Annotated in this window: 19 protein-coding genes and 1 riboswitch; of the genes, 11 read left to right on the top strand and 8 right to left on the bottom strand. The window is 71.6% G+C overall.

Annotated features, from left to right (window positions below):
• Positions 1-14 precede the first annotated feature (14 nt).
• From ACFVW8_RS12680 to ACFVW8_RS12670, 3 genes are all read left to right on the top strand, one after another.
• Positions 15-1,643: a succinic semialdehyde dehydrogenase gene (locus ACFVW8_RS12680; protein WP_389689012.1), complete on the top strand. Its 1,629-nt coding sequence runs from the start codon at positions 15-17 to the stop codon at positions 1,641-1,643.
• 47 nt (positions 1,644-1,690) lie between these two features.
• The gene (locus ACFVW8_RS12675) at positions 1,691-3,532 is read left to right on the top strand and encodes a GMC family oxidoreductase N-terminal domain-containing protein (protein ID WP_389689010.1); all 1,842 of its coding nucleotides are present in this window, start codon (positions 1,691-1,693) and stop codon (positions 3,530-3,532) included.
• Positions 3,533-3,823: 291 nt separating this feature from the next.
• Positions 3,824-5,548, top strand: a complete 1,725-nt coding sequence (locus ACFVW8_RS12670) for a peptidase (RefSeq protein ID WP_389689008.1) — start codon at positions 3,824-3,826, stop codon at positions 5,546-5,548.
• Positions 5,549-5,868: 320 nt separating this feature from the next.
• On the opposite strand, the gene ACFVW8_RS12665 is transcribed toward ACFVW8_RS12670, so the two are convergent.
• The gene (locus ACFVW8_RS12665; protein WP_389689006.1) at positions 5,869-6,171 is read right to left on the bottom strand and encodes a chorismate mutase; all 303 of its coding nucleotides are present in this window, start codon (positions 6,169-6,171) and stop codon (positions 5,869-5,871) included.
• A gap of 350 nt (positions 6,172-6,521) precedes the next feature.
• On the opposite strand from ACFVW8_RS12665, the gene guaA reads away from it, so the two are divergent.
• The 4 genes from guaA to ACFVW8_RS12645 all read left to right on the top strand — a co-directional run bounded on the left by guaA (position 6,522) and on the right by ACFVW8_RS12645 (position 11,100).
• Positions 6,522-8,108 carry a glutamine-hydrolyzing GMP synthase gene (gene guaA / locus ACFVW8_RS12660; RefSeq protein ID WP_389689004.1) on the top strand — a complete coding sequence of 529 codons (1,587 nt, stop codon included), beginning with the start codon at positions 6,522-6,524 and terminating at the stop codon, positions 8,106-8,108.
• Between the two features lie 185 nt (positions 8,109-8,293).
• Positions 8,294-9,064 (top strand): class II aldolase/adducin family protein, encoded by a 771-nt coding sequence (locus ACFVW8_RS12655; RefSeq protein WP_389689002.1) that lies wholly within the window; start codon positions 8,294-8,296, stop codon positions 9,062-9,064.
• Between the two features lie 126 nt (positions 9,065-9,190).
• A complete protein-coding gene (locus tag ACFVW8_RS12650) occupies positions 9,191-10,456 on the top strand; it encodes a hypothetical protein (protein ID WP_389689000.1) in 1,266 nt (421 codons plus the stop codon).
• A 137-nt stretch (positions 10,457-10,593) separates the two neighbouring features.
• Positions 10,594-11,100: a DoxX family protein gene (locus tag ACFVW8_RS12645; RefSeq protein WP_389688998.1), complete on the top strand. Its 507-nt coding sequence runs from the start codon at positions 10,594-10,596 to the stop codon at positions 11,098-11,100.
• On the opposite strand, the gene ACFVW8_RS12640 is transcribed toward ACFVW8_RS12645, so the two are convergent.
• Both ACFVW8_RS12640 and ACFVW8_RS12635 read right to left on the bottom strand, forming a co-directional pair.
• On the bottom strand, positions 11,007-11,270 hold the full coding sequence (locus tag ACFVW8_RS12640; protein ID WP_389688996.1) for a hypothetical protein: 264 nt from the start codon (positions 11,268-11,270) through the stop codon (positions 11,007-11,009). The genes ACFVW8_RS12645 and ACFVW8_RS12640 overlap by 94 nt on opposite strands.
• Positions 11,257-12,579: a PspC domain-containing protein gene (locus ACFVW8_RS12635; protein WP_389688994.1), complete on the bottom strand. Its 1,323-nt coding sequence runs from the start codon at positions 12,577-12,579 to the stop codon at positions 11,257-11,259. The genes ACFVW8_RS12640 and ACFVW8_RS12635 overlap by 14 nt, the downstream gene beginning before the upstream one ends.
• Positions 12,580-12,783: 204 nt before the next feature.
• Between ACFVW8_RS12635 and ACFVW8_RS12630 the strand changes: the two genes are divergently transcribed.
• Entirely contained in the window at positions 12,784-14,082 is a 1,299-nt protein-coding gene (locus ACFVW8_RS12630) for a PspC domain-containing protein (RefSeq protein WP_389688992.1), read from the top strand.
• Positions 14,066-14,770 carry a LuxR C-terminal-related transcriptional regulator gene (locus ACFVW8_RS12625; protein ID WP_389688990.1) on the top strand — a complete coding sequence of 235 codons (705 nt, stop codon included), beginning with the start codon at positions 14,066-14,068 and terminating at the stop codon, positions 14,768-14,770. The genes ACFVW8_RS12630 and ACFVW8_RS12625 overlap by 17 nt, the downstream gene beginning before the upstream one ends.
• Before the next feature lies 1 nt (position 14,771).
• Here the strand turns inward: ACFVW8_RS12625 and ACFVW8_RS12620 are convergent, their stop codons facing one another.
• Complete coding sequence (locus tag ACFVW8_RS12620; protein WP_389688988.1) at positions 14,772-15,545, bottom strand: GNAT family N-acetyltransferase; 774 nt, start codon at positions 15,543-15,545, stop codon at positions 14,772-14,774.
• A 42-nt stretch (positions 15,546-15,587) separates the two neighbouring features.
• Complete coding sequence (locus ACFVW8_RS12615; protein WP_389688986.1) at positions 15,588-16,634, bottom strand: NlpC/P60 family protein; 1,047 nt, start codon at positions 16,632-16,634, stop codon at positions 15,588-15,590.
• A 360-nt stretch (positions 16,635-16,994) separates the two neighbouring features.
• On the opposite strand from ACFVW8_RS12615, the gene ACFVW8_RS12610 reads away from it, so the two are divergent.
• Positions 16,995-17,348 carry a hypothetical protein gene (locus tag ACFVW8_RS12610; RefSeq protein ID WP_389688984.1) on the top strand — a complete coding sequence of 118 codons (354 nt, stop codon included), beginning with the start codon at positions 16,995-16,997 and terminating at the stop codon, positions 17,346-17,348.
• A 42-nt stretch (positions 17,349-17,390) separates the two neighbouring features.
• On the opposite strand, the gene ACFVW8_RS12605 is transcribed toward ACFVW8_RS12610, so the two are convergent.
• The 3 genes from ACFVW8_RS12605 to ACFVW8_RS12595 all read right to left on the bottom strand — a co-directional run bounded on the left by ACFVW8_RS12605 (position 17,391) and on the right by ACFVW8_RS12595 (position 21,410).
• Entirely contained in the window at positions 17,391-18,293 is a 903-nt protein-coding gene (locus ACFVW8_RS12605) for a hypothetical protein (RefSeq protein WP_389688982.1), read from the bottom strand.
• Positions 18,294-18,390: 97 nt separating this feature from the next.
• A complete protein-coding gene (locus ACFVW8_RS12600) occupies positions 18,391-20,163 on the bottom strand; it encodes a polymorphic toxin-type HINT domain-containing protein (RefSeq protein ID WP_389688980.1) in 1,773 nt (590 codons plus the stop codon).
• Between the two features lie 86 nt (positions 20,164-20,249).
• The gene (locus ACFVW8_RS12595) at positions 20,250-21,410 is read right to left on the bottom strand and encodes an NlpC/P60 family protein (RefSeq protein WP_389688978.1); all 1,161 of its coding nucleotides are present in this window, start codon (positions 21,408-21,410) and stop codon (positions 20,250-20,252) included.
• Positions 21,409-21,574: riboswitch (cyclic di-AMP (ydaO/yuaA leader) on the bottom strand. Its footprint overlaps the gene before it by 2 nt.
• Before the next feature lie 257 nt (positions 21,575-21,831).
• On the opposite strand from ACFVW8_RS12595, the gene pcrA reads away from it, so the two are divergent.
• Positions 21,832-24,270: a DNA helicase PcrA gene (pcrA, locus tag ACFVW8_RS12590; protein ID WP_389688976.1), complete on the top strand. Its 2,439-nt coding sequence runs from the start codon at positions 21,832-21,834 to the stop codon at positions 24,268-24,270.
• Positions 24,271-24,318: the final 48 nt, after the last annotated feature.

Below are 24,318 nucleotides of genomic sequence, written 5' to 3'. Positions count from 1 at the left end.
GTACTCTCGCCCTCATGACGGACTCGCAGGCCTCCACGCCCACCTCCGCCGCCGGTGTCGGCACCAACCCGGTGGCGGCAGCGCCCGCGGGCGTGCGCACGGCCGCCGATGTGGTGACCCCCGAGGTGATCGCCCAGCTGACCCGTGACGTCGTGGGCGCAGGCCGTACGGCCAACCACACCCCGTTCACCGGGGAGAAGCTGGCCGACCTGCCGGAGTCCACCCCCGAGGACGTGGCGACGGCCTTCGGGCGGGCCCGTGCGGCCCAGCCCGCCTGGGCCGCGCTGCCCGTCCGCGCCAGGGCCGCCGTGCTGCTGCGCTTCCACGATCTCGTCCTCGGCCGACAGTCCGAGGTCCTCGACCTCATCCAGCTGGAGACCGGCAAGGCCCGGCTGCACGCCCACGAGGAGGTGCAGGCGGTCACCGTCGCCGCCCGGCACTACGGACGCAAGGCCGCCTCGTATCTGCGGCCCAAGCGGCACACCGGTGTCGTACCGACCCTCACCAAGGTCACCGAGCTGCGCCAGCCGCGTGGGGTCATCGGTCAGATCGCGCCCTGGAACTACCCGCTGGAGCTGTCCGTCGGCGATGCCCTGCCCGCGTTCGTCTCCGGCAACGCGGTGGTGATGAAGCCGGACACGGAGACCGCGCTGACCGCACTGTGGGCCCGTGACCTGCTGATCGAGGCCGGGCTTCCGGCCGAGGTGTTCCAGGTCGTGCTCGGCGACGGACCCGTCGTCGGCCCCGAGATCGTCAAGCACGCCGACTACGTCTCGTTCACCGGCTCCACCCGCACCGGCCGCGAGGTCGCCCAGGGCGCCGCGGCCCGGCTGGTCGGCGTCTCGCTGGAGCTCGGCGGCAAGAACGCGATGCTGGTCCTGAAGGACGCCGACGTGGAGAAGGCCGCCGCCGGCGCCGTCCGGGCCTGCTTCTCCTCCGCCGGCCAGCTCTGCATCTCCATCGAGCGGCTGTACGTCCACGAGTCCGTCGCCGACGCCTTCGTGGAGCGGTTCGCCGCCCGGACGAAGGCGATGCGGCTCGGCAACTCCCTGGCCTACGGGGCCGATATGGGATCGCTGGTCGGCGAACGCCAGCTGGAGACCGTCAGCCGGCATGTCGCGGAAGCCGTCGAGAAGGGCGCCAAGCTCGTCGCGGGCGGCGTCGCCCGCCCCGACATCGGCCCGCTCTTCTACGAGCCGACCATCCTCGACGGCGTCGAGGCGCCGATGGCCGTCTGCACCGAGGAGACCTTCGGGCCGGTCGTCTCCCTCTACCGGTTCAGTGACGAGGACGAGGTCATCGGCCTCGCCAACGCCACCCCGTACGGTCTCAACTCCAGTGTCTGGACCAAGGACAGCAGGCGCGGCCACCAGGTCGCCGCCCGGCTGCGGACCGGCACGGTCAACATCAACGAGGGCTACGCCCCCGCGTACGGCAGTGTGCAGTCCCCGATGGGCGGCATGAAGGAATCCGGCCTCGGCCGCAGGCACGGCTCCGAGGGCATCCTCAAGTACACCGAGGCCCAGACGGTCGCCCAGCAGCGGCTGATCCCGCTCGCCCCGTCCTTCGGGATGGACGACGAGAAGTACGCGGCCTTCATGAGCCGCAGCCTGAAGGCGATGAAGGCGTTCCACCTGCGCTGACCCCCCACCGGCGCAGCATTTCTGTCCTTTTCGTACCGAGGAGAGCCATGTCCCAGGACAGCCCTGCCCAGAACCAGGCCGGACCGGCCGGCTCGGCCGACGACGACGCCGCGTACGACTACGACGTACTGGTCGTCGGTTCGGGCTTCGGCGGCGCGGTCTCGGCCCTGCGGCTGACCGAGAAGGGGTACCGGGTCGGCGTCCTGGAAGCGGGGCGCCGGTTCAGCCCCGGCACCCTGCCCAAGAACTCCTGGGACCTGAAGAACTACCTCTGGGCCCCCGCCCTGGGCCTCTTCGGCATCCAGCGGGTGCACCTGCTCGGCAACGTCATGGTGCTGGCCGGCGCGGGGGTCGGCGGTGGCTCGCTGAACTACGCCAACACGCTGTACGTGCCCCCGACGCCGTTCTTCGAGGACCAGCAGTGGGCGCACATCACCGACTGGCAGGACGAGCTGAAGCCGTACTACGACCAGGCCCAGCGGATGCTCGGCGTCCGGCTCAACCCGACGACGACACCGTCGGACGTCCATCTGAAGGCGGTCGCCGAGGCCATGGGCGTCGGCGACACCTTCCATCTGGCCCCGGTCGGCGTCTTCTTCGGTGACGGCAAGGACGCCGACGGTACGACGAGGGCGAAGCCCGGCGGCACGGTCGCCGACCCGTACTTCGGCGGTGCCGGCCCCGCCCGCAAGGCCTGCACGGAGTGCGGCGAATGCATGACGGGCTGCCGGCACGGGGCGAAGAACACCCTCAACGAGAACTACCTCCACCTCGCCGAGAAGGCCGGCGCGGTCATCCACCCGATGACCTCCGTCGTCGGGATCACCGACGACCCGGAGGGCGGCTACCGTGTCACCACCGTCCCGACCGACCGCCGCAGGAAGGCGAAGCCGGCGCGGCTGCGCGCCCGCAAGGTGGTCGTGGCGGCCGGTACGTACGGAACCCAGACCCTGCTGCATACGATGAAGGACCGTGGACTGCTGCCCCGGGTCTCCTCCCGGCTCGGCGAGCTGACCCGGACCAACTCCGAAGGGCTCGTCGGAGCGCAGACCTCCGACCGGCGCTACCGCAAGAAGCACGGCGGCAAGGCCGACTTCACCAAGGGCGTCGCCATCACCTCGTCGATCCACCCCGACGAGAACACCCACATCGAACCGGTCCGCTACGGCAAGGGATCCAACGCGATGGGCGGGATGACCATCCTCCAGGTCCCGTACAGCACCCACCGGGTACTGGCATGGCTCGGCAACATCGCCAAGCACCCGACGCTCGCCGTCCGCTCGCTCTCCAACCGGCGCTGGTCCGAGCGGACCATCATCGGGCTCGTCATGCAGTCGCTGGACAACTCCCTCACCGCGTACCGCAAGCCCAGCGGCATCGGGAAGGGGCTGCTCACCGCCCGGCAGGGGCACGGCGCCCCCAACCCGACCCAGATCTCCGAGGCGACCCGGAGCGCCTCGCTGCTGGCCGACGAGATCAACGGCTTCCCCGGCTCCAACATCGGCGAACTGATGGGCACCCCGCTCACCGCGCACTTCCTCGGCGGCTGCCCGATCGGCGTGAGCGCCGATGACGGGGTGATCGACGCGTACCACCGGCTCCACGGACACCCGGGCATCTCGGTGGTCGACGGTTCGGCGGTCTCCGCCAACCTCGGCGTCAACCCTTCGCTGACCATCACCGCGCAGGCCGAACGGGCCATGTCCTTCTGGCCGAACAAGGGCGAGCAGGACCCGCGCCCGGCGCCGGGCGAGGCCTACGAGCGGCTGGCGGCGGTCGAGCCGCAGGCGCCGGCCGTTCCGAAGGAGGCGTTCGGCGCGCTGAGGCTGCCGTTCCTCGGGATGCCGGCGGTACCGCCGAAGAACGCGGGCAAGGCGGGCAAGGCCTGACCAGGCACGGAACAGCAGAAGGGGCTGCACCCCCCTCCGAGTGCAGCCCCTCACGCTCTACCGGTGAAGCCGAGTTACGGATGTGACCGGTGGTTCCGCATGCATGACCTGCAAGGCGTCCCGATGGTTGTCCTGGGACTCACAGAATTCTTATGTGACGCCGCTCACGTCTGAGGCTGTGCTCAATCCGTGACCTGGGTCCGCGCAACTCTTCGTACGGCCCCGGGGTCGAACTCGTACCGCTGCCACAGCGGCCGCACAGTTCCGACGCCCCCCTCAGAAGGTCCCGCGATGACAAGCACGACCCCGAGAGCCGCTCTGCGCCGCGCCGCGGGAAGTCTCGCCGCCGTCGGCCTGCTGGCCGCCGGAGCGTTCGTCCTGGCCGCCCCCGCCCACGCCGGTGAACCCGTCCTGGGCTTCGGCGGGCCCGCCGCTACCGCCCTGTACCCGTACCCGGCGAACGGGGAGCCGCGGCAGGCCTCCGTCGCCGTCACCGTCGACAACCCGTCCCAGGATGAGGAGCACGGCGGTTTCGACGGCGAGTACACCGTGACCTTCGACCTCAGCGGGATCGCGGGCGTCGCCGACGCCGTCTTCGGCGAGCAGGGCGGCGCGGACTGCGCGATCACCGGCACCACCGGCGTCTGCCACGGCTCGGGTGTCCGGCCGGGAGCGAACCCGCTGCCCGAACTCCGTGTCACCGCCGCCGAGGGCAGCGAGGACGGGGACTCCGGCAGCATCCGGGTCACCGGTACGGCGGACGGAGCGACCTTCACCCCGTTCTCCACCAGGATCGGTGTCGGAGGCCCCGACCTGGTGATGGAGCGGGCCCCGCTGAAGCAGGAACTGAAGCCGGGCGGCACCCAGCCGGTCACGCTCGCCTTCTCCAACAACGGCAGCCGCGCCGCCGAAGGCGTGCTGCTCACCCTCGTGTACACGCACGGCATCGAGTTCACCGAGCGGTACCAGAACTGCGAGTACCGGGAGGACGACGCAGGTCAGGGCGTCCCTGTCCGGACCACCGCACGCTGCTCGGTCGAAGGCAGCTACGAGGCGGGCGCCACCTACGAGCTCGCCGAACCGCTGACGCTCCGGGCCACACAGCGCGCCTACCGGGACAGCCTCGTCTACCGGGTCGACGAGGGCGGCCCGGCCGCGCTGGCCGCCGAGCGGGCCGGTGCACGCTTCTCGCCGGGCGCCAAGGGGAACGTGCTCACCCTGAAGGAGCTCCCCACCGCCCGCTCCGCCGATCTGAACCCGGGTGACAACCAGCAGGAGACCGACTTCAGCACGGCGAACACCGCCGACTTCGTGGCCGACGGCGATTCGGCGAGGGGCGTGCGGGGCAGCAGGGTCGAGGCCAATATCGGCTTCCACAACGAGGGGCCGGCCTGGATCGCCGACCTGCGCTCCGGCGACCCCGTCGCCACCCTCGACTTCACCGTCCCCGACGGGGCCTCGGTCACCGAATGGCCCGGCAGCTGCCGGGGCGTCACGGCCGACGGGCAGTACCGCAAGGAGCAGACCGGCGCACCGCGTTATCTCTGCGAGACGGCGACGGCCTTCGGGGAGGACCAGTACTTCGCGCTGCACTTCGATATGAAGGTCACCGAGGTCGTCGCGGGTGCCTCCGGCGCGGTCGTCGTCCGCAACGTTCGGCTGCAGGACCCGCTGCTGCCGTTCGACCCGAAGCGGGAGAACAACACCGCGGCCTTCGTCCTGAACGCCGACGGCCCGGGCGGCTCCGGAACCGGGAGTACGGGAGCCGCGACCTCGGGCTCCCCCGACGGCTCCTCCACCACGGGCGGCTCGGCGGGCGGTTCCGGCGGCGACGGCGGTGCCACGGCGGACGGCTCGTCCGCGACGGGCTCCACGGCTTCGACCGGTTCGGCGGGTTCGGGCGGCGGTCTGGCCGCCACCGGCACGACGGCGCTGACGGCCGCGGCCGCGGCGGCGGCCGCGCTGCTGGCGGGCGGCGTGCTGTACCTGACGGCGCGGCGGCGCGCGGCCCGGTAGCGGGCGGGGAGCCGGCCGGACGCAGATACGGCCGCCTCCAGGCGTCCCCGGAGGCGGCCGTATGCGGGTGACCGGGCTGCTGTCCCCTGCCGACCGGTCACGCACGCCGGTGCGCGGTCCCACGGCGTACATGCAGTACGCCACACGCCCCGGCGGAGCCACGCGTGGTTTCTTCACTCAGCCGCCCCTGGCTGGCACGGACACCGGGACCAACGAAGCCGTGCCGGGCCCGGTCACGCGCCGTACGGGTGAGAGTCCGCCCGAACTGGGATACGCCCTTACAGCCCTGCCGCCCCTTGGGGCGCCTGACCTGCGGTGCGTCACACGCGGCCGCGGCACAGCTCCAGCAGGGTCATCGCCAGGGAGGTGCCGGGCCTGCCGAGCGCGTCCCGGTACTGGCCGAGGATCTCCATCTCGCGGGAGAGGTTCACCCGGCGGCCCCCGGAGGTGATCCGGGCCTCCTGGATGACCGAGGAGACCGCCATCCGTTCCTGGACGAGACCGATGATCCGGTCGTCGAGGGTGTCGATGCGCGACCGGGCGTCGCCGATCAGGGACGCGGCCTCGTCGGTGTGCGCGCCGGTCACCTCGGTGGCGGTGCGGGCGGCTGCGGTGCTGCTCATGGTGGGTCTCCCGGTGGGGTGCGGCTCCCGCCGGCCGACCGGGCCCGGAACGCCGAAACGCCCCGGGCCTGTCGGCCCGGGGCGCCTGGAACGTTGCTTGTCAGTTGCTCAAGCAGCACGACCATGGCAGCCGGCGGGCCGGTTGCCATAGGTAAAGACGAAGGTCGTGTGCTGAAGCATGCCGACAGTATGGACCGGGCGCGGGGCGGGAGCCAACGCGCGGCCCGGATGCTGAGACAGCCGCACCCCGGTGCGGGGGCCCGCCCCGCGCCCGGTGCGAGAAGAGGTGCTCCCGGCCGCCGGTAGAATCGGGAGGACCGACCCCCTCTCCACCGCCGGAAGGCCGCCCCGTGCCAGCAGCACCCCCCGCCGCCCCCGACACCACCACCGACGTGGTCCTCGTTGTCGACTTCGGCGCGCAGTACGCCCAGCTCATCGCCCGCCGCGTCCGTGAGGCCCGGGTCTACAGCGAGATCGTGCCCTCCACGATGCCGGTGGCCGAGATGCTGGCCAAGAACCCGCGCGCGATCATCCTGTCGGGCGGCCCGTCCTCCGTGTACGCCGAGGGCGCGCCCTCGCTCGACCGCGCGCTGTTCGAGGCCGGGGTTCCCGTCTTCGGCATGTGCTACGGCTTCCAGCTGATGGCCACGACGCTCGGCGGCACCGTCGACGACAACGGTGCCCGTGAGTACGGCCGTACCGCGCTCGCCGTCTCCAAGGCCGGCTCGACCCTCTTCGAGGGCACGCCGTCCGAGCAGTCGGTGTGGATGTCGCACGGCGACGCCTGCTCCGCCGCCCCCGAGGGCTTCACCGTCACCGCGTCCACCGACGTCGTGCCGGTCGCCGCCTTCGAGAACGACGAGAAGAAGCTGTACGGCGTCCAGTACCACCCGGAGGTCCTGCACTCCACGCACGGGCAGCAGGTCCTGGAGCACTTCCTGTACCGCGGTGCCGGCATCGAGCCGAACTGGACGACCACCAACGTCGTCGAGGAGCAGGTCGCCCTGATCCGCGAGCAGGTCGGCAGCAAGCGCGCCATCTGCGGGCTTTCCGGCGGTGTGGACTCGGCGGTCGCCGCGGCCCTTGTGCAGAAGGCCATCGGCTCCCAGCTGACCTGCGTGTACGTCGACCACGGGCTGATGCGCAAGGGTGAGACGGAGCAGGTCGAGAAGGACTTCGTGGCCGCGACCGGCGCGAAGCTGAAGGTCGTCGACGCGGAGAAGCGCTTCCTCGACGCCCTGGCCGGTGTGTCCGACCCGGAGCAGAAGCGGAAGATCATCGGCCGCGAGTTCATCCGCGTCTTCGAGCAGGCCCAGCTGGAGATCCTCCAGGAGGACGGCCCCGAGGTCGCCTTCCTCGTCCAGGGCACGCTCTACCCGGACGTCGTCGAGTCCGGCGGCGGCACCGGCACCGCCAACATCAAGTCCCACCACAACGTGGGCGGGCTCCCCGACGACATCGAGTTCCAGCTCGTCGAGCCGCTGCGCCAGCTGTTCAAGGACGAGGTCCGGATGGTCGGTCAGGAGCTGGGCCTGCCGGACGAGATCGTCCAGCGCCAGCCCTTCCCCGGCCCCGGTCTCGGTATCCGGATCGTCGGCGAGGTCACCAAGGAGCGGCTCGACCTGCTGCGCGATGCCGACGCCATCGCCCGCGAGGAGCTGACCGCGGCCGGCCTGGACCGTGACATCTGGCAGTGCCCGGTGGTCCTCCTCGCGGACGTCCGCAGCGTCGGTGTCCAGGGCGACGGCCGCACCTACGGCCACCCGATCGTGCTGCGTCCGGTCTCCTCCGAGGACGCCATGACGGCGGACTGGTCCCGCCTGCCGTACGAGACCCTCGCCAAGATCTCCACCCGCATCACCAACGAGGTCGCCGACGTCAACCGCGTCGTCCTCGACGTGACGAGCAAGCCCCCGGGCACCATCGAGTGGGAGTAACCAACCCCACCCTGCTCCGTGCCGATGCCGCCGTCCGTTCCCACGGGCGGCGGCATCGCCGCGTTCCCGCCGCGAATCGGTGGCCCATTCCTCTGGTCACCTGCGGCAACCGGCGGTAACTTCCGATCCCGTACGCCTGATCCGTATGCCTGATCCCGTATGCCTGGGAGCCACGAGGAGCCGCCATGCCCGAGCCCACACCCATACCCGTGGAGCAGCTCCACTTCGCGATGCCGCCCGTGCACGCCACCGCCGGCGAGGAGCGCGCATACCGCAAGGAACGGCTGGCCGGGGCGTTGCGGCTGTTCGGTGAGTACGGGTACGAGGACGGCGTCTCCGGGCACATCACGGCCCGCGACCCCGAATTCAACGACTGCTTCTGGGTCAACCCGTTCGGCGCCCCCTTCGGGGGGCTGCGGCCGGAAGAGCTGATCCTGGTGAACGGGGAGGGCCAGGTCGTCGAGGGGCGCCACCACGTCAACCAGGCGGCGTTCGCCGTCCACGCCCAGGTGCACCGGGCCCGCCCGGACGTCGTGGCCGTCGCGCACACCCACTCCGTGCACGGCCGCGCGCTGGCCGCGCTGGGGGAGCTCATCGAGCCGATCACACAGGAGTCCTGCGCCTTCTACGAGGACCACGCCCTCTACGACGCGTACACCGGCGTCGTCGTGGACGAGGACGAGGGGCGCCGGATCGCGGCGGCGCTCGGCGGCCGCAAGGCGGTCATCCTGCGCAACCACGGGCTGCTGACCGTGGGCGACTCGGTGGACGCGGCGGCCTGGTGGTTCCTCACCATGGAGCGGTCCTGCCAGGTGCAGCTGGCCGCGCGGGCGGCCGGGAAGCCCGTGCTGATCGAGCACCGGGACGCGGTCGCCACCCGGGAACAGCTCGGCAGCGACCTGGTCGCCTGGATCAACTACCAGCCCCAGTGGCAGCGCATCGCTCGAACGTTCTGACGATCCCACCCGCCCGGTGCGCCCCGATGCGGGAGCAGCCCGTCCCGTACGGCACAATTCGCAGCAATCACAGCTGAGTTGGATTGAGCGACAGTTGTACCGGGGCGGGAAAGGGCGGCGTTCTCCGTGGCGTTGGACGAGGCACGACAAGGCACGCACGGCGGAAGCTGTACGTGCGGTGACTGCCCGCACGGAGCGGGTGAGGGGCACCGGCGCGCGGTAGCGGCGTTCCTGGCCAAGCGGGACGAACTCGCCGCGGGCCAGGGGCTGCCCACCGGGGTCGCCCAGTCCGCCTCCGCGACCAGGCAGTGGGTCTCGGACGAGCTCACCCAGTCCGCCCGCACGGTCGCCGACCGCGGCCGGGAGGCGGGCGACGCCTGGCTGTACCGGGTGTGGCAGCGCACCCTGGTCATCGTGTGGGGCGCCGTCGCCGTACTGGCCGTCGTCGAGGCCGCGACCGCCATCGGGGCGGGCTGGAGCCATGCCCGGACCGCCGGCCTGGTCGCCGGACTCGTCACCGCGGGGCTGCTCACCGCGGCCGCCCACGTCCACCGGGCGCGTGGCGGCCTCCTCGCCCCGCTGATCGGCGAGGACAACCGGCTCTCCACCTCCCGCGCGGTCGCCGCGTCCTGGGTGCTGCTCGCGGTCTTCGCCGTGCTCGTCCTCGCGCTCCAGCTGGCGGTCGCCTCCGGCCACGCGCAGCGCGACGAGCTGATCGAGGGCCTGGACCTGGCGCGCGGCGCCGGCGTGGTCACGGTGCTGGCGCTGGTGTGCGCCATCGCCGTGGTGGTCCGGCGGGTGGTGAGCGTACGGGTGCTGTCCGGGCGGCTGCAGAAGCTGCGGGCCGACCGGCCGCGCGCCGCCGATCTGCTGACCGACGACTCCGGGCGCGGCGGCTTCGCCGATGTGAGTTACGTGCTGGTGTCCACCGTCGCCGTGGTCTTCGCCGGGGTCCGGCTCGCCCGTCGGCCCGAGCAACTTCCCGACCTTCCCTGGGGGCTTGCCCTGCTGGTGGCCGTCTCCGCGGCGGTGTACTTCGCCGGGAAGTACACCGAGTCCGGCCGGCCGGTGGTGCTGTCGGTGGTCAGGGCCCGTGAGGCCGGCGATCTGGACGCCCCGATCCGTACCGGCGACGACATCGAGATCCGTGGCGCGGGCTTCGTCCCGCCCGGCGCCGGGGCCCCCGACCGGCTGGCCCGCATGGTCGTCCGGATCGGCCCGGTCCACGTCCACGTACCGCTGGTCCCGGTCCCCGGCGGCTTCGCCAACCCGACCGACACCGTGCTGACCGTGCCGGTGCCGGTGGAGGTGGAGCCGGGAGTGGTCGACGTACAGGTGGTCACTGCGGCCGGCACGGAGTCGAACCGGGTCGAGATCGACGTGACGGACTAGGGCCTTCGGGGCCCCGGGAGCCGGCCACGCGGAAGGCCGTAGGGTCTGGTGACGGGTCGAACGGTCCGGCGAGGGTCGAATGGCTCTGTGGGCGGGACCGGGCGGTCCGCCGCGGGGCCGCGGGAGGCGGGACAACCATGCACTACGGCATGAACGGGCGCGGGCTGGGCGAGCCGAAGAGCCTGCGGGAGCTGGCACGGGAGCACGCCCTGCTGCCGTTGCGGATCTTCCTCGGGGTCACCTTCGTCTACGCCGGGCTCGACAAGCTGACCGACAGCGCCTTCTTCCACACCGCCGGCACCGGCTCCATCGGCGAGACGATGAACGCGGTCCGTGACTCCGCCGCGATCCCGGCCCTCGTCGACCTCGCGCTCAAGAGCCCGTCCGGCTTCGGCTACGCCATCGCGATCGGTGAACTCCTCGTCGGGATCGGCACGCTCCTCGGCCTGTGGACCAGGATCGCCGCACTCGGCGGTGCGCTGATCTCGCTGAGCCTGTGGCTGACCGTCAGCTGGGGGACCGAGCCGTACTACCTCGGCAACGACCTGATCTACCTCATGGCCTGGCTGCCGCTGCTGCTCGGCGGGGCCACGTCGTTCTCGGTGGACGGCGTGCTCCCGCCGCGCCGGCGCCGGATCCGGTAGGCCACCCAGGTCGTCAGCACGGCGATCCCGAGGCCGCCGGCGAACAGCGCGACGAAGAACACCAGCGGGGCGTTCCAGAGGCCCGCGGCATCGGCTGCGTAACCGGCAGCCAGGCCCAGCATCACCAGGCCCGCCACGGCCCGTCCCGGCCGGATCTCATGACGCAGCACGGTTGACCTCCACCTGTCCGAAACCGGCTTCCAGATCCAGCTCGACCGTGCCGCCCGGCTTGCTGCCCTCGGCCGGCCGCAGTGTCTGATGTTCGTTCTGCGAGGAACGGATGTCCACATCGACTCTGCGCCGGCCGTCCAGCAGCATGATCACGCCGAGGTCCGTCCGCGCGTGCACCTTCACGGTGACGGTCTTCGGAACGTGCACCAGGACCCGGCCCGCCCGGACCTCCACCCGGGTCCTGACCGTGTCGCCCTTGGGGACGGCGATCCGGCTGAGGTCGAGCTCCGCCATTCCGGAGGCCACCTCGTAACGCGGCTGCACGGCGGCGACCGTCGCCGGCCGCCACTCCTCACGCACCCATCTGGTGGGGATGTCCTTGGGGAGCGCGGACGCGCCCGCCAGCAGACCCGCCGTGATCACCGCGAGCAGGATCGTGCCGAAACCGGTCCGGCCGAGGAAGGCGCTGACCAGCAGCCCGGCAGCGAACACCGCGAGTGCGGCGGCCAGACCGATCTGCAGACTCGTGCCGAGCGGTTGGGAGTCCCAGCCCAGCCCCGTGCCAAGACCGCCCGCCACCAGTGCGAGCAGGAAGACACCACCGGCGATGGAGGTCGGCCCCTGGCGCGCCTTCTCCCGAGGCGGGCGGGGCGCCCGGAACGGGGCATTCGCCGTCGCCCCGCGCGGCCCGGCCGCCCGGCTGTCCATCGTCGTGTCGGCCGGCCCCCACAGATAGCCGGGGCCCACCGGCCCCGATGTGCCGTCCTTGATGATCGGGTCCCGCCACCAGGACGGGCTGTTCGGCCGCGGCGGCGCCTTGACCTCGGGCGGCGCGTCCGACACGGCCTGCGCGGCCGCCGGATTGAGCGGGCCCTGCGGATCGGCCGTCCTGCGGTGCTGCGTCCAGACCGAGAAACCGATCACGGCGACGGACAGCATCGCGGAGAACGCCAGCGTGCCGCCGTTGCTCAGCATGGACAGGAACACACCGCAGCCGACCAGCGCCAGCAGCACCGCGATCAGCGACGCCCCCTCGACCCGGCCCGACAGCAGCCGGCGCGCCTCGTTCTCCTCCTCGTCCTCCAGCGGAACCAGCAGCCACGCGAAGCCGTAGAAGATCAGCCCGAGACCGCCGGTCACGGAGAGCACACCGAGCACGATCCGGAAGATCACCGGGTCGACGTCGCAGTACCGGCCGAGTCCGCCGCATACCCCGGCCACCATCTTCTGCCGCGGGCTCCGCCGCAGCCGGGGGCCGGGCCCTGCGGGCGGTGCGGCGCCGGGCGGCGCATCCTGGGGAACGGTCATGGCTCCATGGTGACGGGCGCCCGGCCCGTCCGGCACCCGGCCCGACCCTGGCCGATCCCTGATATTGGCCCGCCGGACCCTGAGGGGGCCGCATCCCCGCCCCGGCCCCCCGGCCCCCCGGTTCCGTCCGCGTCCCGGCTCTCAGGGTCGAAGTGGGGGCCGACCCTGATGCCACCACTCGCCCGCGCGTGTGACGATCGGTTCATGCCAGCCGCCACCACCCGAGCCGCCAGCTCCCTCACCCCCGACCCGGAGGAGCCGCCGCAGCGCAAGCTGTACCGCAGCGCCGACGGGCGGCTGCTCGGCGGCGTCGCACGCGGCCTCGCCGGACACCTCGGGCTGCCGGTCGCCTGGGTGCGGTTCGTCTTCCTCGGGCTGTTCTTCGCGGACGGTCTCGGCGCGCTCCTGTACGCCGTGTTCTGGATCGTCGTCCCGCTCGGCGTCGGCGGCGTGGACAGCCCCAGGTCCGTCTTCGAGACCGCGCCCGACGGCAGACGCCGGCTCCGCAAGCCCGACCGCGGCCAGGTCTTCGCCCTCGTCGCGCTGCTCGTCGGCGCCGTGATCTTCGTCGGCAACGTCGACATGGGCAGCAAGGCCGACCGCTACATCTGGCCCACGCTGCTCATCGGCGCCGGTTCCGTCCTGGTGTGGCGGCAGGCCGACAACGCCCGCCGGGCCCGCTGGATGGAGGTCGGCAGCCGCCGCCGGGTGCTGCACCTGGCCCGGGCGCTCGCCGGCGTCGCCCTGGTCGGCCTGGGCCTGGCCGGCTTCATGGTGGTACGCGGCTCCGCCGCCCAGCTCGGCAACGTCATCACCGCGGCCATCGCGGTGCTCACCGGCATCGCCCTGCTGGCCGGGCCCTATCTCGTACGGATGACCCAGGACCTCTCCGAGGAACGCCTGATGCGCATCAGGGCCCAGGAGCGGGCCGAGGTCGCCGCTCACGTCCACGACTCCGTGCTGCACACCCTCACCCTGATCCAGCGCAACGCGGAGGAGCCCGGCGAGGTGCGCAGGCTGGCCCGCGCCCAGGAACGGGAGCTGCGCAACTGGCTCTACAACCCCGAGGGCACCGGCAAGGACGAGGACGACGAACCGGAGACCCTGGCCGAGGCCGTCAAACGCGCCGCCGCCGAGGTCGAGGACAAGCACGGCGTCCCGCTGGAGGTCGTCGTCGTCGGCGACTGCCCCCTCGACGAGAAGCTGACCGCACAGATGCAGGCCGCACGCGAGGCGATGGTCAACGCCGCCAAGTACGGTGGCGAGGGCGGCGCCGTACAGGTCTACGCGGAGGTCGAGGGCCGCACGGTCTTCGTCTCGGTGCGCGACCGGGGGCCGGGATTCGATCTGGACTCCGTGCCGGGGGACAGAATGGGCGTACGAGAATCAATCATCGGCCGGATGCAGCGCAACGGCGGTACCGCCCGGCTGCGTTCGGTGCCCGGCGGGGGCACGGAAGTCGAGCTGGAAATGGAGAGGACGAGCGATGAACGGGACCACTGAGGCGACCGGGGGCCACGAAGGCCCGGAGCGCCGGGTACGAGTCGTGCTCGTCGACGACCACCGGATGTTCCGCACCGGAGTACAGGCCGAGATCGGCCGCACCGAGGAGACCGGCGTCGAGGTCGTCGGCGAGGCCGCCGACGTCGACCAGGCGGTCACCGTCATCACGGCGACCCGGCCCGAGGTCGTCCTCCTCGACGTCCACCTCCCGGGCGGCGGCGGCGTCGAGGTGCTGCGCCGCTGCGCTCCCTTCATGGGCGCGGTGGAGAACCCGGTGCGCTTCCTGGCGCTGTCCGTGTCGGACGCCGCCGAGGACGTCATCGGAGTCATCCGCGGCGGCGCCCGGGGCTACGTCACCAAGACCATCACCGGCACCGACCTGGTCGACTCGGTGTTCCGGGTCCAGGACGGCGACGCCGTGTTCTCGCCCCGGCTGGCCGGCTTCGTCCTCGACGCCTTCGCCTCGACGGACGCGCCCCCGGTCGACGAGGACCTCGACCGGCTGACCCAGCGCGAGCGCGAGGTACTGCGGCTGATCGCCCGCGGCTACGCGTACAAGGAGATCGCCAAGCAGCTGTTCATCTCGGTGAAGACGGTCGAGTCGCACGTCTCGGCGGTGCTGCGCAAGCTCCAGCTCTCCAACCGGCACGAGCTGACCCGGTGGGCGACGGCCCGGCGGCTGGTCTGAGTCAGACGTCTTCGCGGTCGGGGTCGAGCGAGATGTTCAGCTTCTCGCCGACCCTGCGGAAGCCGATGCCCGCGTAGATCCGCTCCACGTCCGCGTCGCCCGGCTCCAGCCACACGGCCCGGCAGCCCCGGGCGAACGCCGTCTCCGTCAGGTGTACGGACAAGGCGGCCCCGATGCCGCGGCGGCGGAAGTCCGCGGCGACCGCGAGCCCGGCCAGCTCGCTGAGCCCGTCGACCGGCACCGAACACCCGCCCGCGCCCGCCGGAACGCCGTCGACGGTGGCGAGGGCGGCGACCCCGCCGTCCGACGCGGCGGTGCGCAGCCACTGGGCCGTACCGGCTTCCGGTTCGCCCGTGCCGCCGTAGCCCAGGTGCTGGACGAGGGCCGCGGCGTCGAACTCCGCGTCCGTGGCGGGTTCGGCCATCACCAGGCCGTCGACCGGCTTCGGCGGCAGCAGACCGCCCGGGGCACAGGCCAGCAGCGGAGCCCGGTTCTCGACGGTGAACCCGGCGGCCAGCAGAGCGGGTTCGACCGCGGGCGCCCAGCCGGGCAGATACTCCAGACGCGGCATCCGGTCCAGCTCGCGGAAGGCGGCGATCAGGTCGGCGAGTTCGCCGGGCGTCGGATCCGCGCCCTGGTCGGGGATGGCGTAATTGGCGTACTTCAGCGACCAGTCCGGGTTGTAGCGGATGGCGAACCGGCCGACCCGGACGTGGTCCGGGGAGCGGAGGGTGAGCGTGCGGGCATGGGTCTGGACGTCGACGTCCATGGGCATGTGCGGGTGTCCTTCGGTCCGGTGGGCAGGAAGGACGGGAGCCTATGCCACCCGGGTCGCTCCGGCGAAGGGCATTTCGTCGATCGGCGCGATACGGACCGGGGCCCCGGGGCGCGGGGCGTGGATCATCCGGCCGTTGCCGATGTAGAGGCCGACATGGCTGACGCCCGAGTAGAAGAACACCAGGTCCCCCGGCGCGAGTTCGGACCTCCCGATCCGCCGGCCGGCGTTGATCTGGGTGTACGTGGTGCGGGGGAGCGAGACACCCGCGGAGCGCCAGGCGGCCTGGGTGAGGCCGGAGCAGTCGAACGAGGAGGGGCCGGTGGCGCCCCAGACGTACGGCTTGCCGAGGGCTCCGTACGCGAACGCGACGGCTTCGGCGGCGCGGGCGTTCGGTGCGCGGCCGGAGCCGCGCGGGGCGCTGCGGTCGGCGTGGCCGGAGCCGCGGCCGCCGTCCGAGGCGTCGTACGCGGCGCGCTGGGCGGGGGAGAGGCGGGCGAGCAGCTTACGGGCCTCGGACAGCTTGGCCCGGACCGTCGCCTTGTGCTTCTTCAGGTCGGCCTGGCGGGCGGTGAGCTCGGTCAGCCGGCCCGCGGCCTCGGAGCGCAGCTGGGCCACTTCGGCGACCTGGCGCCGCACGGTACGGATCTCGGCGGCCCGGCCGTCGGCGGCGCGCTCCACGTACGAGGCGCGCTGGAGGTACTGGTCCGGGTCCGAGGAGAGCGCCAGCTGCACGGACGGGTCGAGGCCGCCCGAGCGGTACTGCGCGGCGGCGTACGCACCCAGCTCATCGCGCGAGGCGTTGAGCCGCTCGGTCCTGCGGGCGGCCTCGTCGCGCAGGGCGTCGATGGACTCGGCGGTGGTGGATGCCTTCTCCTTCGCACCGTTGTACTGCTCGGTGGCGACCTCCGCCTCCCGGTAGAGCCGGCCCACCTCGGCCTTGACCTGGGCGGCGGTGGGCGTCGGGTCGGCGTGCGCGGATCCCGGCAGCGCGGCAGCGGTCGCGGCCCCGGCGAGGGCGAGTGTCGCTGCGGTGCGGGCAGCAGAGCCGGTGTACAGGCGCTGCTTGGGTTTCCGGTGCGCGGCCACGAGGGCGGGGGTCCTTCCTGTCGACTGCCCGTCGGGGCCTACCGGCGGGCCCGCCCGGGTCCTGCGGCGGGTCACCAACAGGGGGAGTGGCCCGCCGCCGGATCTCACGGCGGGGTGACCGGAGGACGCCGTCCGGGTGCGGAGCGGCGGTGAAGCCGGTCACCTGGGTAGGGACGCTAAACCCGGGACACGGGGAAGAGTCGTCATGACGCTTATTGCCCGAATTTGGCGCTGAGTTGTTTCTGGATGACAGGAAAAATTGCACCAGAGTCAGGCAATTGGTGCATTCGGCAGTCAAGTAGTCAGTAAGTCTCACCTGGCTGCGGGAGGCTGATATGGCCCGGACTAAGGTGCGGAACCATGCGTGTACTCATCGATGTCTTCGTCGCCCTGCACATCATCGGAATCGCCGCCCTGCTGGGCGGTTTCCTCACCCAGATGAAGGCGATGGGGGCGGGGACGGCACGCTTCGTGCCGGGGATGCTGCACGGCGCACTCACCATGCTGGTCACCGGCATCGCGCTGGTCGGGCTCGACCAGGCCGACGACCACCCCGTGAACAACGTCAAGATCGGCATCAAGCTGCTGATCCTGGTCGTCATCCTCGGGCTCGTCTACGTCAAGCGCGACGAGGAGAAGGTCGACAAGGGCCTCTTCGCGGCGGTGGGCGGTCTGACGGTCGTGAACATCTTCATCGCCACGCTCTGGACCTGAGCGGGCACCGGTGGCCGGTGACGCGTCACCGGCCACCGGCCGTCACGGCGCGGCGTCCCAGTCGACCTGCCGGCCCTCCCGCCGCAGCGCCTCCTCCACACCGGCCCAGTCCTCGACCCACTCGCCGACACAGTCCCGGGTCATCGCCGGGTCGGCCGCCACGAGGATGTCCACCCCGGCAGCCTCGGCCCGCTCCTCGGGCGTCTCGGCCAGATCGGCCAGCCGGTCGACGCGGAGGTAGTGCCCCGCGTCGGAGCCGGCCGTGATCCGGCCCACCACCCCGTACCGGGCGCGCTGCTCGGCCGCCGCCGCATCGCCGCGGTCGACGGTGGCGGTGACCCGTACCTGGCCCGGACCGGCCCCGTGCGGCGCCCCGCCGCCGAGGCCGAAGCGGGACTCCGCCGCCGCGAGCCGCTCACGCCCCGTCTCCGCCGCCGCCGCGCGCAAGCCGTGGACGTGCCGGGTCTGCTCCTGCGGGCTCCACGACATGATCCACTCGACGTCCCGGTCCTGGACCACGTCCTCCTCCGCGGCCGTCGCACCGTCCCGCGCGTCCAGCACGCGGGCCAGCTCCCGCGCCGACTCGGACGGCCCGACCGCGCCGTCCGGGCCCTGGTCGATCAGCATCGCGACGCCGCCGAACAGGGCCCTGAGCCCGAGCACCGCGGCCGCCCGGACACCGTCCGGCCGGAGTTCCGGATCGAGCTCGGGCAGCACGCTCAGCCGGCGGTGCATCGCGGCGGCCACCTGCTCGTCCGGCGGCGAGGTGTCCCAGAGCAGCTCCAGGGCGGCCACACAGGTGTCCTGGTCCGCCGGCCGCCCCTCGTCGGCGAGGTACCGCAGGAGCACCCCCGCGGTGCGCTCGGCGCAGGCCGCCGAGAACAGCCTGGCCTGGCCGAAGGTCCCCAGGAAGGCCAGGCCCCGGACGCTTTCCAAGATCTTCACGGTCGTTCGCTCCTGCTGGTGCTGGTGCTGGTCCTGTGCGGCGGGGTGCCCCTCCGGTTCCGGGCGCCCTTGCGCACGGTACCCGGCACCGGTCCGGTCACGGCCACCAGAACGTCTTGTACTTCCGTCCGCCCCGCCCGGTCACATTGCCGCTGACGACGCCCTCGGAGCCCTTGATGAGCGGCCCGCAGACATCCGGGCAGACCTCGCGCGAGGCCCCGCCCGCGATGGGTCTGCCGCCCAGCTTGTCGATCTCCAGCAGGGCGTTCTGCTCGGCGTGCGTGGCGCCCTGGACGTTGACGCGGACCGGGACGTCACCCTGTTTCGCAATGGCGCTCAGCTGCGCCGGGGACAGTCCCTGACCACTGCTGGAGACCACATTGCGCTCCACCCACTGTCCCGGCTTGCCGGGCACCGGGAAGCGGGCCCGGACGACGGAGGTGGTGTTCGTCTTCTCCGCCCACTCGACCGCCTTCTCGATCTCCTCCGGGCTCTTGCCCTTGGCCTTCGCCTCGCGCCGTACCTCGTCCAGGAAGACGTCCTGGTAGTCCCGTGCCGACTGGGCGTTCTGCTCGGCGAGCTTCTTCAGTTCGGCGGGGGTCCGCTTCTTCGGCCCGCAGTCGTTGTTGTGGACCAGGACGTTCCCCCGGCCGACCGCCACGTAGTAGGAGTGCGTGGTGTCGACCGTCAGGTCGTGGGTGCGCTGACGCTGCGTGTGCCGGCTGACCGAGGTGACGGTGAGCGCGCCGCCGTCGGGCAGCCGCAGCGCGTCGCCCGTGGCGATCCGGCCCGCGTCGGTCCAGCGCCCCTTGTTCACCAGCCAGAACGGGTGGGTGTCCGTGGCGGTCAGGGTCGCCGTGCGGCCGTGCTCCGCCACCGTGACCCGGGTGAAGTGCTTGTCGTCCTCGGTGCTGATGGTGTCCGTCACCGTGCGTGCGGCGCTCCGGCCGTCCGCGGGGTCGGTGGCCAGCACCAGATCGCCCACCCGCACGTCCTCGATGGCGCGGCGGGTGCCGTCGGCGAGCAGGACGGGCGTGCCCGGAGGGAAGCTGTGACTGACCGGGCAGTCCGGCTTCTTCTCCTCGGGTTTGTCGTCCTTCTTGGGCGGGCTCTTCTTCTCGCCGTCGAGCTTCTTGCCGGCGTTCTCGAGGGCCTTCTCGGCGTCCTTGACCTTCTTCCGGCTCTTGACCAGGCCCTTCAGGCCGTCATAGAGGTCACCGCCGTGCTTCTTCAAGCTCTTGATGAGCTTGTAGGCCTTCTTCCACTTCCAGGGCGCCCCGTACTTCGCCCCCAGCTTCCCCACCGCGCCGCCGATCAGACTCAGCAGCACGTTGATCAGCGTCTCGGTACAGGCCCCCATGTCGCCCTTGAGGACGCAGTCCAGTGCGTCGGTGATGCCCAGCTCGTCGGCGAGGATCTTCGCGAGTTCCTTCGCGGCCTCGATCGCCTTGTCCCCGTTGGACTTCTCGTCCTTCTTCGCGTCGTCGAGGGCCTTCTGCGCCTTGTCGTACTCGATCTGCGCCGGAGACTTCGGCGAACCGTCCGGATTCTTGTCGGATGCCGGGTCGCCCTTGCCGGGCTGCCCGGAATCGCCGCCCTTCGACTCGGCGTTGCCGTCGCCGCCGCAGTTCCCGCCGCCGGTGATGCGGCAGACCTGGACCCCGATCTTCTCGGACAGATCCGCACCGATCCCGGTCGCGACCAGCGCACCGATGACCGCCACGACCACCAGCACCAGACCCAGGTACTCCAGCGCGCCCTGCCCCCGGTCACGCCGCCGGCGCAGCCCCAGCACACGCGCCTGCGTCCGCGGCACGGCGTGCCGCACGCGGCGGCGTACCCGGCGCCGTAACTCCCCCATGAGTGGCATGGGAATACGCTAACGGGCTTACGGGGCCCGTGTCTTGGGCCTTTCAATCCGCGACACGGGTCCCGTCCCCGGTCTCCCGGGGGACCCTAGCCCGGCCGAACGCTGCCGTAGATCGGCATGTAGTAGATCGACTCCTCGCGCACGTTCGCCCCCGGCTTGGGCGCGTGGATCATCATGCCGTCGCCCTTGTAGATGCCGACGTGGCTGATGTCGTCGTAGAAGAAGACCAGGTCCCCGGGCTGCAGATCCGCCGTCGCGATCCGGGTGCCGACGTTCACCTGGTCCCAGGTGGTCCGCGGAATGCTGACGCCCGCAGCCTTCCAGGCCGCCTGGGTGAGCCCCGAGCAGTCGTACGAGGCCGGGCCTGTCGCCCCCCAGACGTACGGCTTGCCCATCTGGGCCCTGGCGAACGCGAGTACCTTCTCGGCCTTCGTCGTGGCGCTGCTGTCCGAACCGGAACCGGAACCGGAACCCGACCCCGTCCCGGTGCCCGTGCCGCCGCCGTCGGCCTCCTTGGCCTTGCGCTCGGCCTCAGCCTTCGCGGCGGCCTGCTTCTTCGCCAGCTCCGCCGCCTTGCGTTTGGCCTCCGCCTTCTTCTTCCGCTCCAGCTCCGCCAGGCGCGCCTTCTCCTCGGCGGTCAGCTTCGACAGCAGCGTGCGGGCCTCGGTCAGCTTGTTCTGCACGTTCTGCTTGCTGGTGCGCAGCGCGGTCTGCGACTCGGTGAGCGTTTCCAGGCTCGTCACCGCCTCGGCACGCTTCTTGGACGCCTCGGCCTGCTTCGTACGGAAGTCCGAGACGGCCTGCTGCTGGTTCTTGGCCATCCGGTCCATGAGGTGCGTCTGGTCGAAGAACGACTGCGGGTCGTTGGCCAGGAAGAAGGTGGCGGTCGGCGCGAGCGCGCCGTCGCGGTACTGCGCGGCGGCGTAGTTGCCGAGCGTCCGGCGGGCCTCGTTCAGCTTGTCGGCCCGCTCGGCGATGTCGTCCAGCAGTGTGTCCACCTTGGTCCGCTGCTTGGCGGTGGCTTCCTTCGCCTGGTCGTAGTGCTGGGTGGCGGTACCCGCCTGCCGGTAGAGGGCGTCGACCTTCTTCTGGACGTCCTCGATGCTGGGCTTCGGTGCCGGGGCCGCCAGCGCGCTCTGCGTGGACAGCAGGGTCACCGAGGCGAGTGCCGCCGTCGTGAACCCGACGGCCGGTGTGGTGCTGCGCACCCGGGGGCGCGGTTTGCGATGCGACGCCAAGGCCGGCATCTCCTTCCGTGGACCGCCTACCGGGTTAGCTGTCGGGTTCGGGCGGAACGGAAGGCTGCCCTACGGTCCTTATGGGGGATTCGGACCGATTCACCCCGGTGATGCGTGTGGGTCCCCGGTTCCGGACTCCCGTACGGGCAGCCCGGATTCGGCGTGGGCGTCCGCTCGGCGTGGTTCGCCTCTGGGGGTACGGGCCACCCGAACGAGCACGCTAGCCAACTCATGGTGCCGCTGTGAAGGTTGATGTTCGATATGCCCGATACATTTTCGTGACCTTGTGGAACCCGTGTGCTCAGGCCGGGGGCGCCACGGGCTTTTCCTACGCAGCGTGGGCCGGCCCTCGCTGTGCGTGTCCCCGGGCGGTGCGCGTTCTCTCATGCGGCCCCGGGGTGTCAGTGCGGCCGCCTAGACTCGGACAGCGATGAGCAGCCTCTTTGACGACAGTTTCCTGGCCGGCCTCCAGCACACGGAGGACGGGCCCCCGCCGCCCCCCGAGGACTCCGCACCCGAAGCGGTGCCGGAGGACCTCTTCTCGGGTGTGTTCGACGGACCCCCGCCGCCCCGTGACGCGTACTACCGCGACGGGGCCCACCGCCCTGTCGTCGACGCCGCCGCGCTGCTCGACGGGCTGAACACCGAGCAGCGCGCCGCCGTCGTGCACGCGGGCTCCCCCCTGCTCATCGTCGCCGGGGCGGGTTCGGGCAAGACCCGGGTGCTGACCCACCGCATCGCCCATCTGCTGGCCGAGCGGGGGGTGCACCCCGGCCAGATCCTGGCGATCACCTTCACCAACAAGGCCGCCGGCGAGATGAAGGAGCGCGTCGAACAGCTCGTCGGGCCCCGGGCCAACGCCATGTGGGTCATGACCTTCCACAGCGCGTGCGTACGGATCCTGCGCCGCGAGTCGAAGAAGCTCGGCTTCACCTCGTCGTTCTCGATCTACGACGCCGCGGACTCCAAGCGGCTGATGGCCCTGGTCTGCCGCGATCTCGACCTCGACCCGAAGCGCTTCCCGCCGAAGTCGTTCACGGCGAAGGTGTCGAACCTCAAGAACGAGCTGATCGACGAGGAGACCTTCGCCGGCCAGGCCGCGGACGGCTTCGAGAAGACGCTCGCCCAGGCCTACGCGCTGTACCAGTCACGGCTGCGCGAGGCCAACGCCCTGGACTTCGACGACATCATCATGACGACGGTGCACCTGCTCCAGGCGTTCCCCGATGTCGCCGAGCACTACCGCCGCCGCTTCCGGCACGTCATGGTCGACGAGTACCAGGACACCAACCACGCGCAGTACACCCTCGTGCGCGAGCTCGTGGGCCCGGCGGGCGAGGGCGACGCCCCGGGCGAGCTGTGCGTCGTCGGTGACGCGGACCAGTCGATCTACGCCTTCCGCGGCGCCACGATCCGCAACATCCTCCAGTTCGAGGAGGACTACCCGGACGCGACCACGATCCTGCTGGAGCAGAACTACCGCTCCACCCAGACGATCCTGTCCGCCGCCAACGCCGTCATCGAGCGCAACGAGAGCCGCCGCCCGAAGAACCTCTGGACCAACGCCGGCTCCGGCGCCCGGATCACCGGCTACGTCGCGGACACCGAGCACGACGAGGCGCAGTTCGTCGCCGACGAGATCGACCGGCTGACCGACGCGGGCGACGCCAAGGCCGGCGACGTCGCGATCTTCTACCGGACGAACGCGCAGTCCCGTGTCTTCGAGGAGATCTTCATCCGGGTCGGCCTGCCCTACAAGGTCGTCGGCGGGGTGCGCTTCTACGAGCGCAAGGAGGTCAGGGACGTGCTGGCCTACCTCCGGGTCCTGTCCAACCCGGAGGACACCGTCCCGCTGCGCCGCATCCTCAACGTGCCCAAGCGTGGCATCGGCGACCGGGCCGAGGCCATGATCGACGCCCTGTCGATGCGCGAGAAGATCTCCTTCCCGCAGGCGCTGCGCCGGGTCGACGAGGCGTACGGCATGGCCGCCCGCTCGTCGAACGCGGTGAAGCGGTTCAACACGCTGATGGAGGAGCTCCGCACGATCGTGGAGTCCGGTGCCGGACCGGCGGTCGTGCTGGAGGCCGTCATGGAGCGGACCGGCTATCTCGCCGAACTCCAGGCGTCCACCGATCCGCAGGACGAGACCCGCATCGAGAACCTCCAGGAGCTCGCGTCCGTCGCCCTCGAGTTCGAGCAGGAGCGGGCGGAGGAGGAGGGCGCGGGCACGCTCGCCGAGTTCCTGGAGAAGGTCGCGCTCGTCGCCGACGCCGACCAGATCCCCGACGAGGACGAGGACGGCTCCGGCGTCGTCACGCTGATGACGCTGCACACGGCCAAGGGCCTCGAATTCCCGGTGGTCTTCCTGACCGGCATGGAGGACGGCGTCTTCCCGCACATGCGGGCGCTGGGACAGGTGAAGGAGCTGGAGGAGGAGCGCCGGCTCGCCTACGTCGGCATCACCCGAGCCCGCGAGCGTCTCTATCTGACCCGGGCCGCGATGCGCAGCGCATGGGGCCAGCCCTCGTACAACCCACCGTCGCGGTTCCTGGAGGAGATCCCGGAGCAGCACCTGGACTGGAAGCGGAAGGGCCCCATGGCGGCCCCCGCGGGACCGACGTCGGGCATCACCTCCTCGCTGTCCGCGTCCCGTTCGCGCTCCGGCCCCTCGGGCTTCGCGACCCGGCGCACCTCGGACAGGCCGACGATCACGCTGGTGGCCGGCGACCGGGTCACCCACGACCAGTTCGGTCTGGGCACGGTGACGGCGGTCGAGGGCATCGGCGACCAGGCGAAGGCCACGGTCGACTTCGGGGACGAGCGGCCGAAGAAGCTGCTGCTGCGCTACGCACCGGTCCAGAAGCTGTAGTGCCCCTCCCGGCGGACGGCAGCGGCCGTCCGCCGGCTCAAGGCCGGG

The organism is Streptomyces sp. NPDC058221, from assembly GCF_042882365.1.
Taxonomy (GTDB): domain Bacteria; phylum Actinomycetota; class Actinomycetes; order Streptomycetales; family Streptomycetaceae; genus Streptomyces.
Note: the sequence above shows the minus strand (reverse complement) of the source record. Positions and strands in the feature narration are given on the sequence as shown.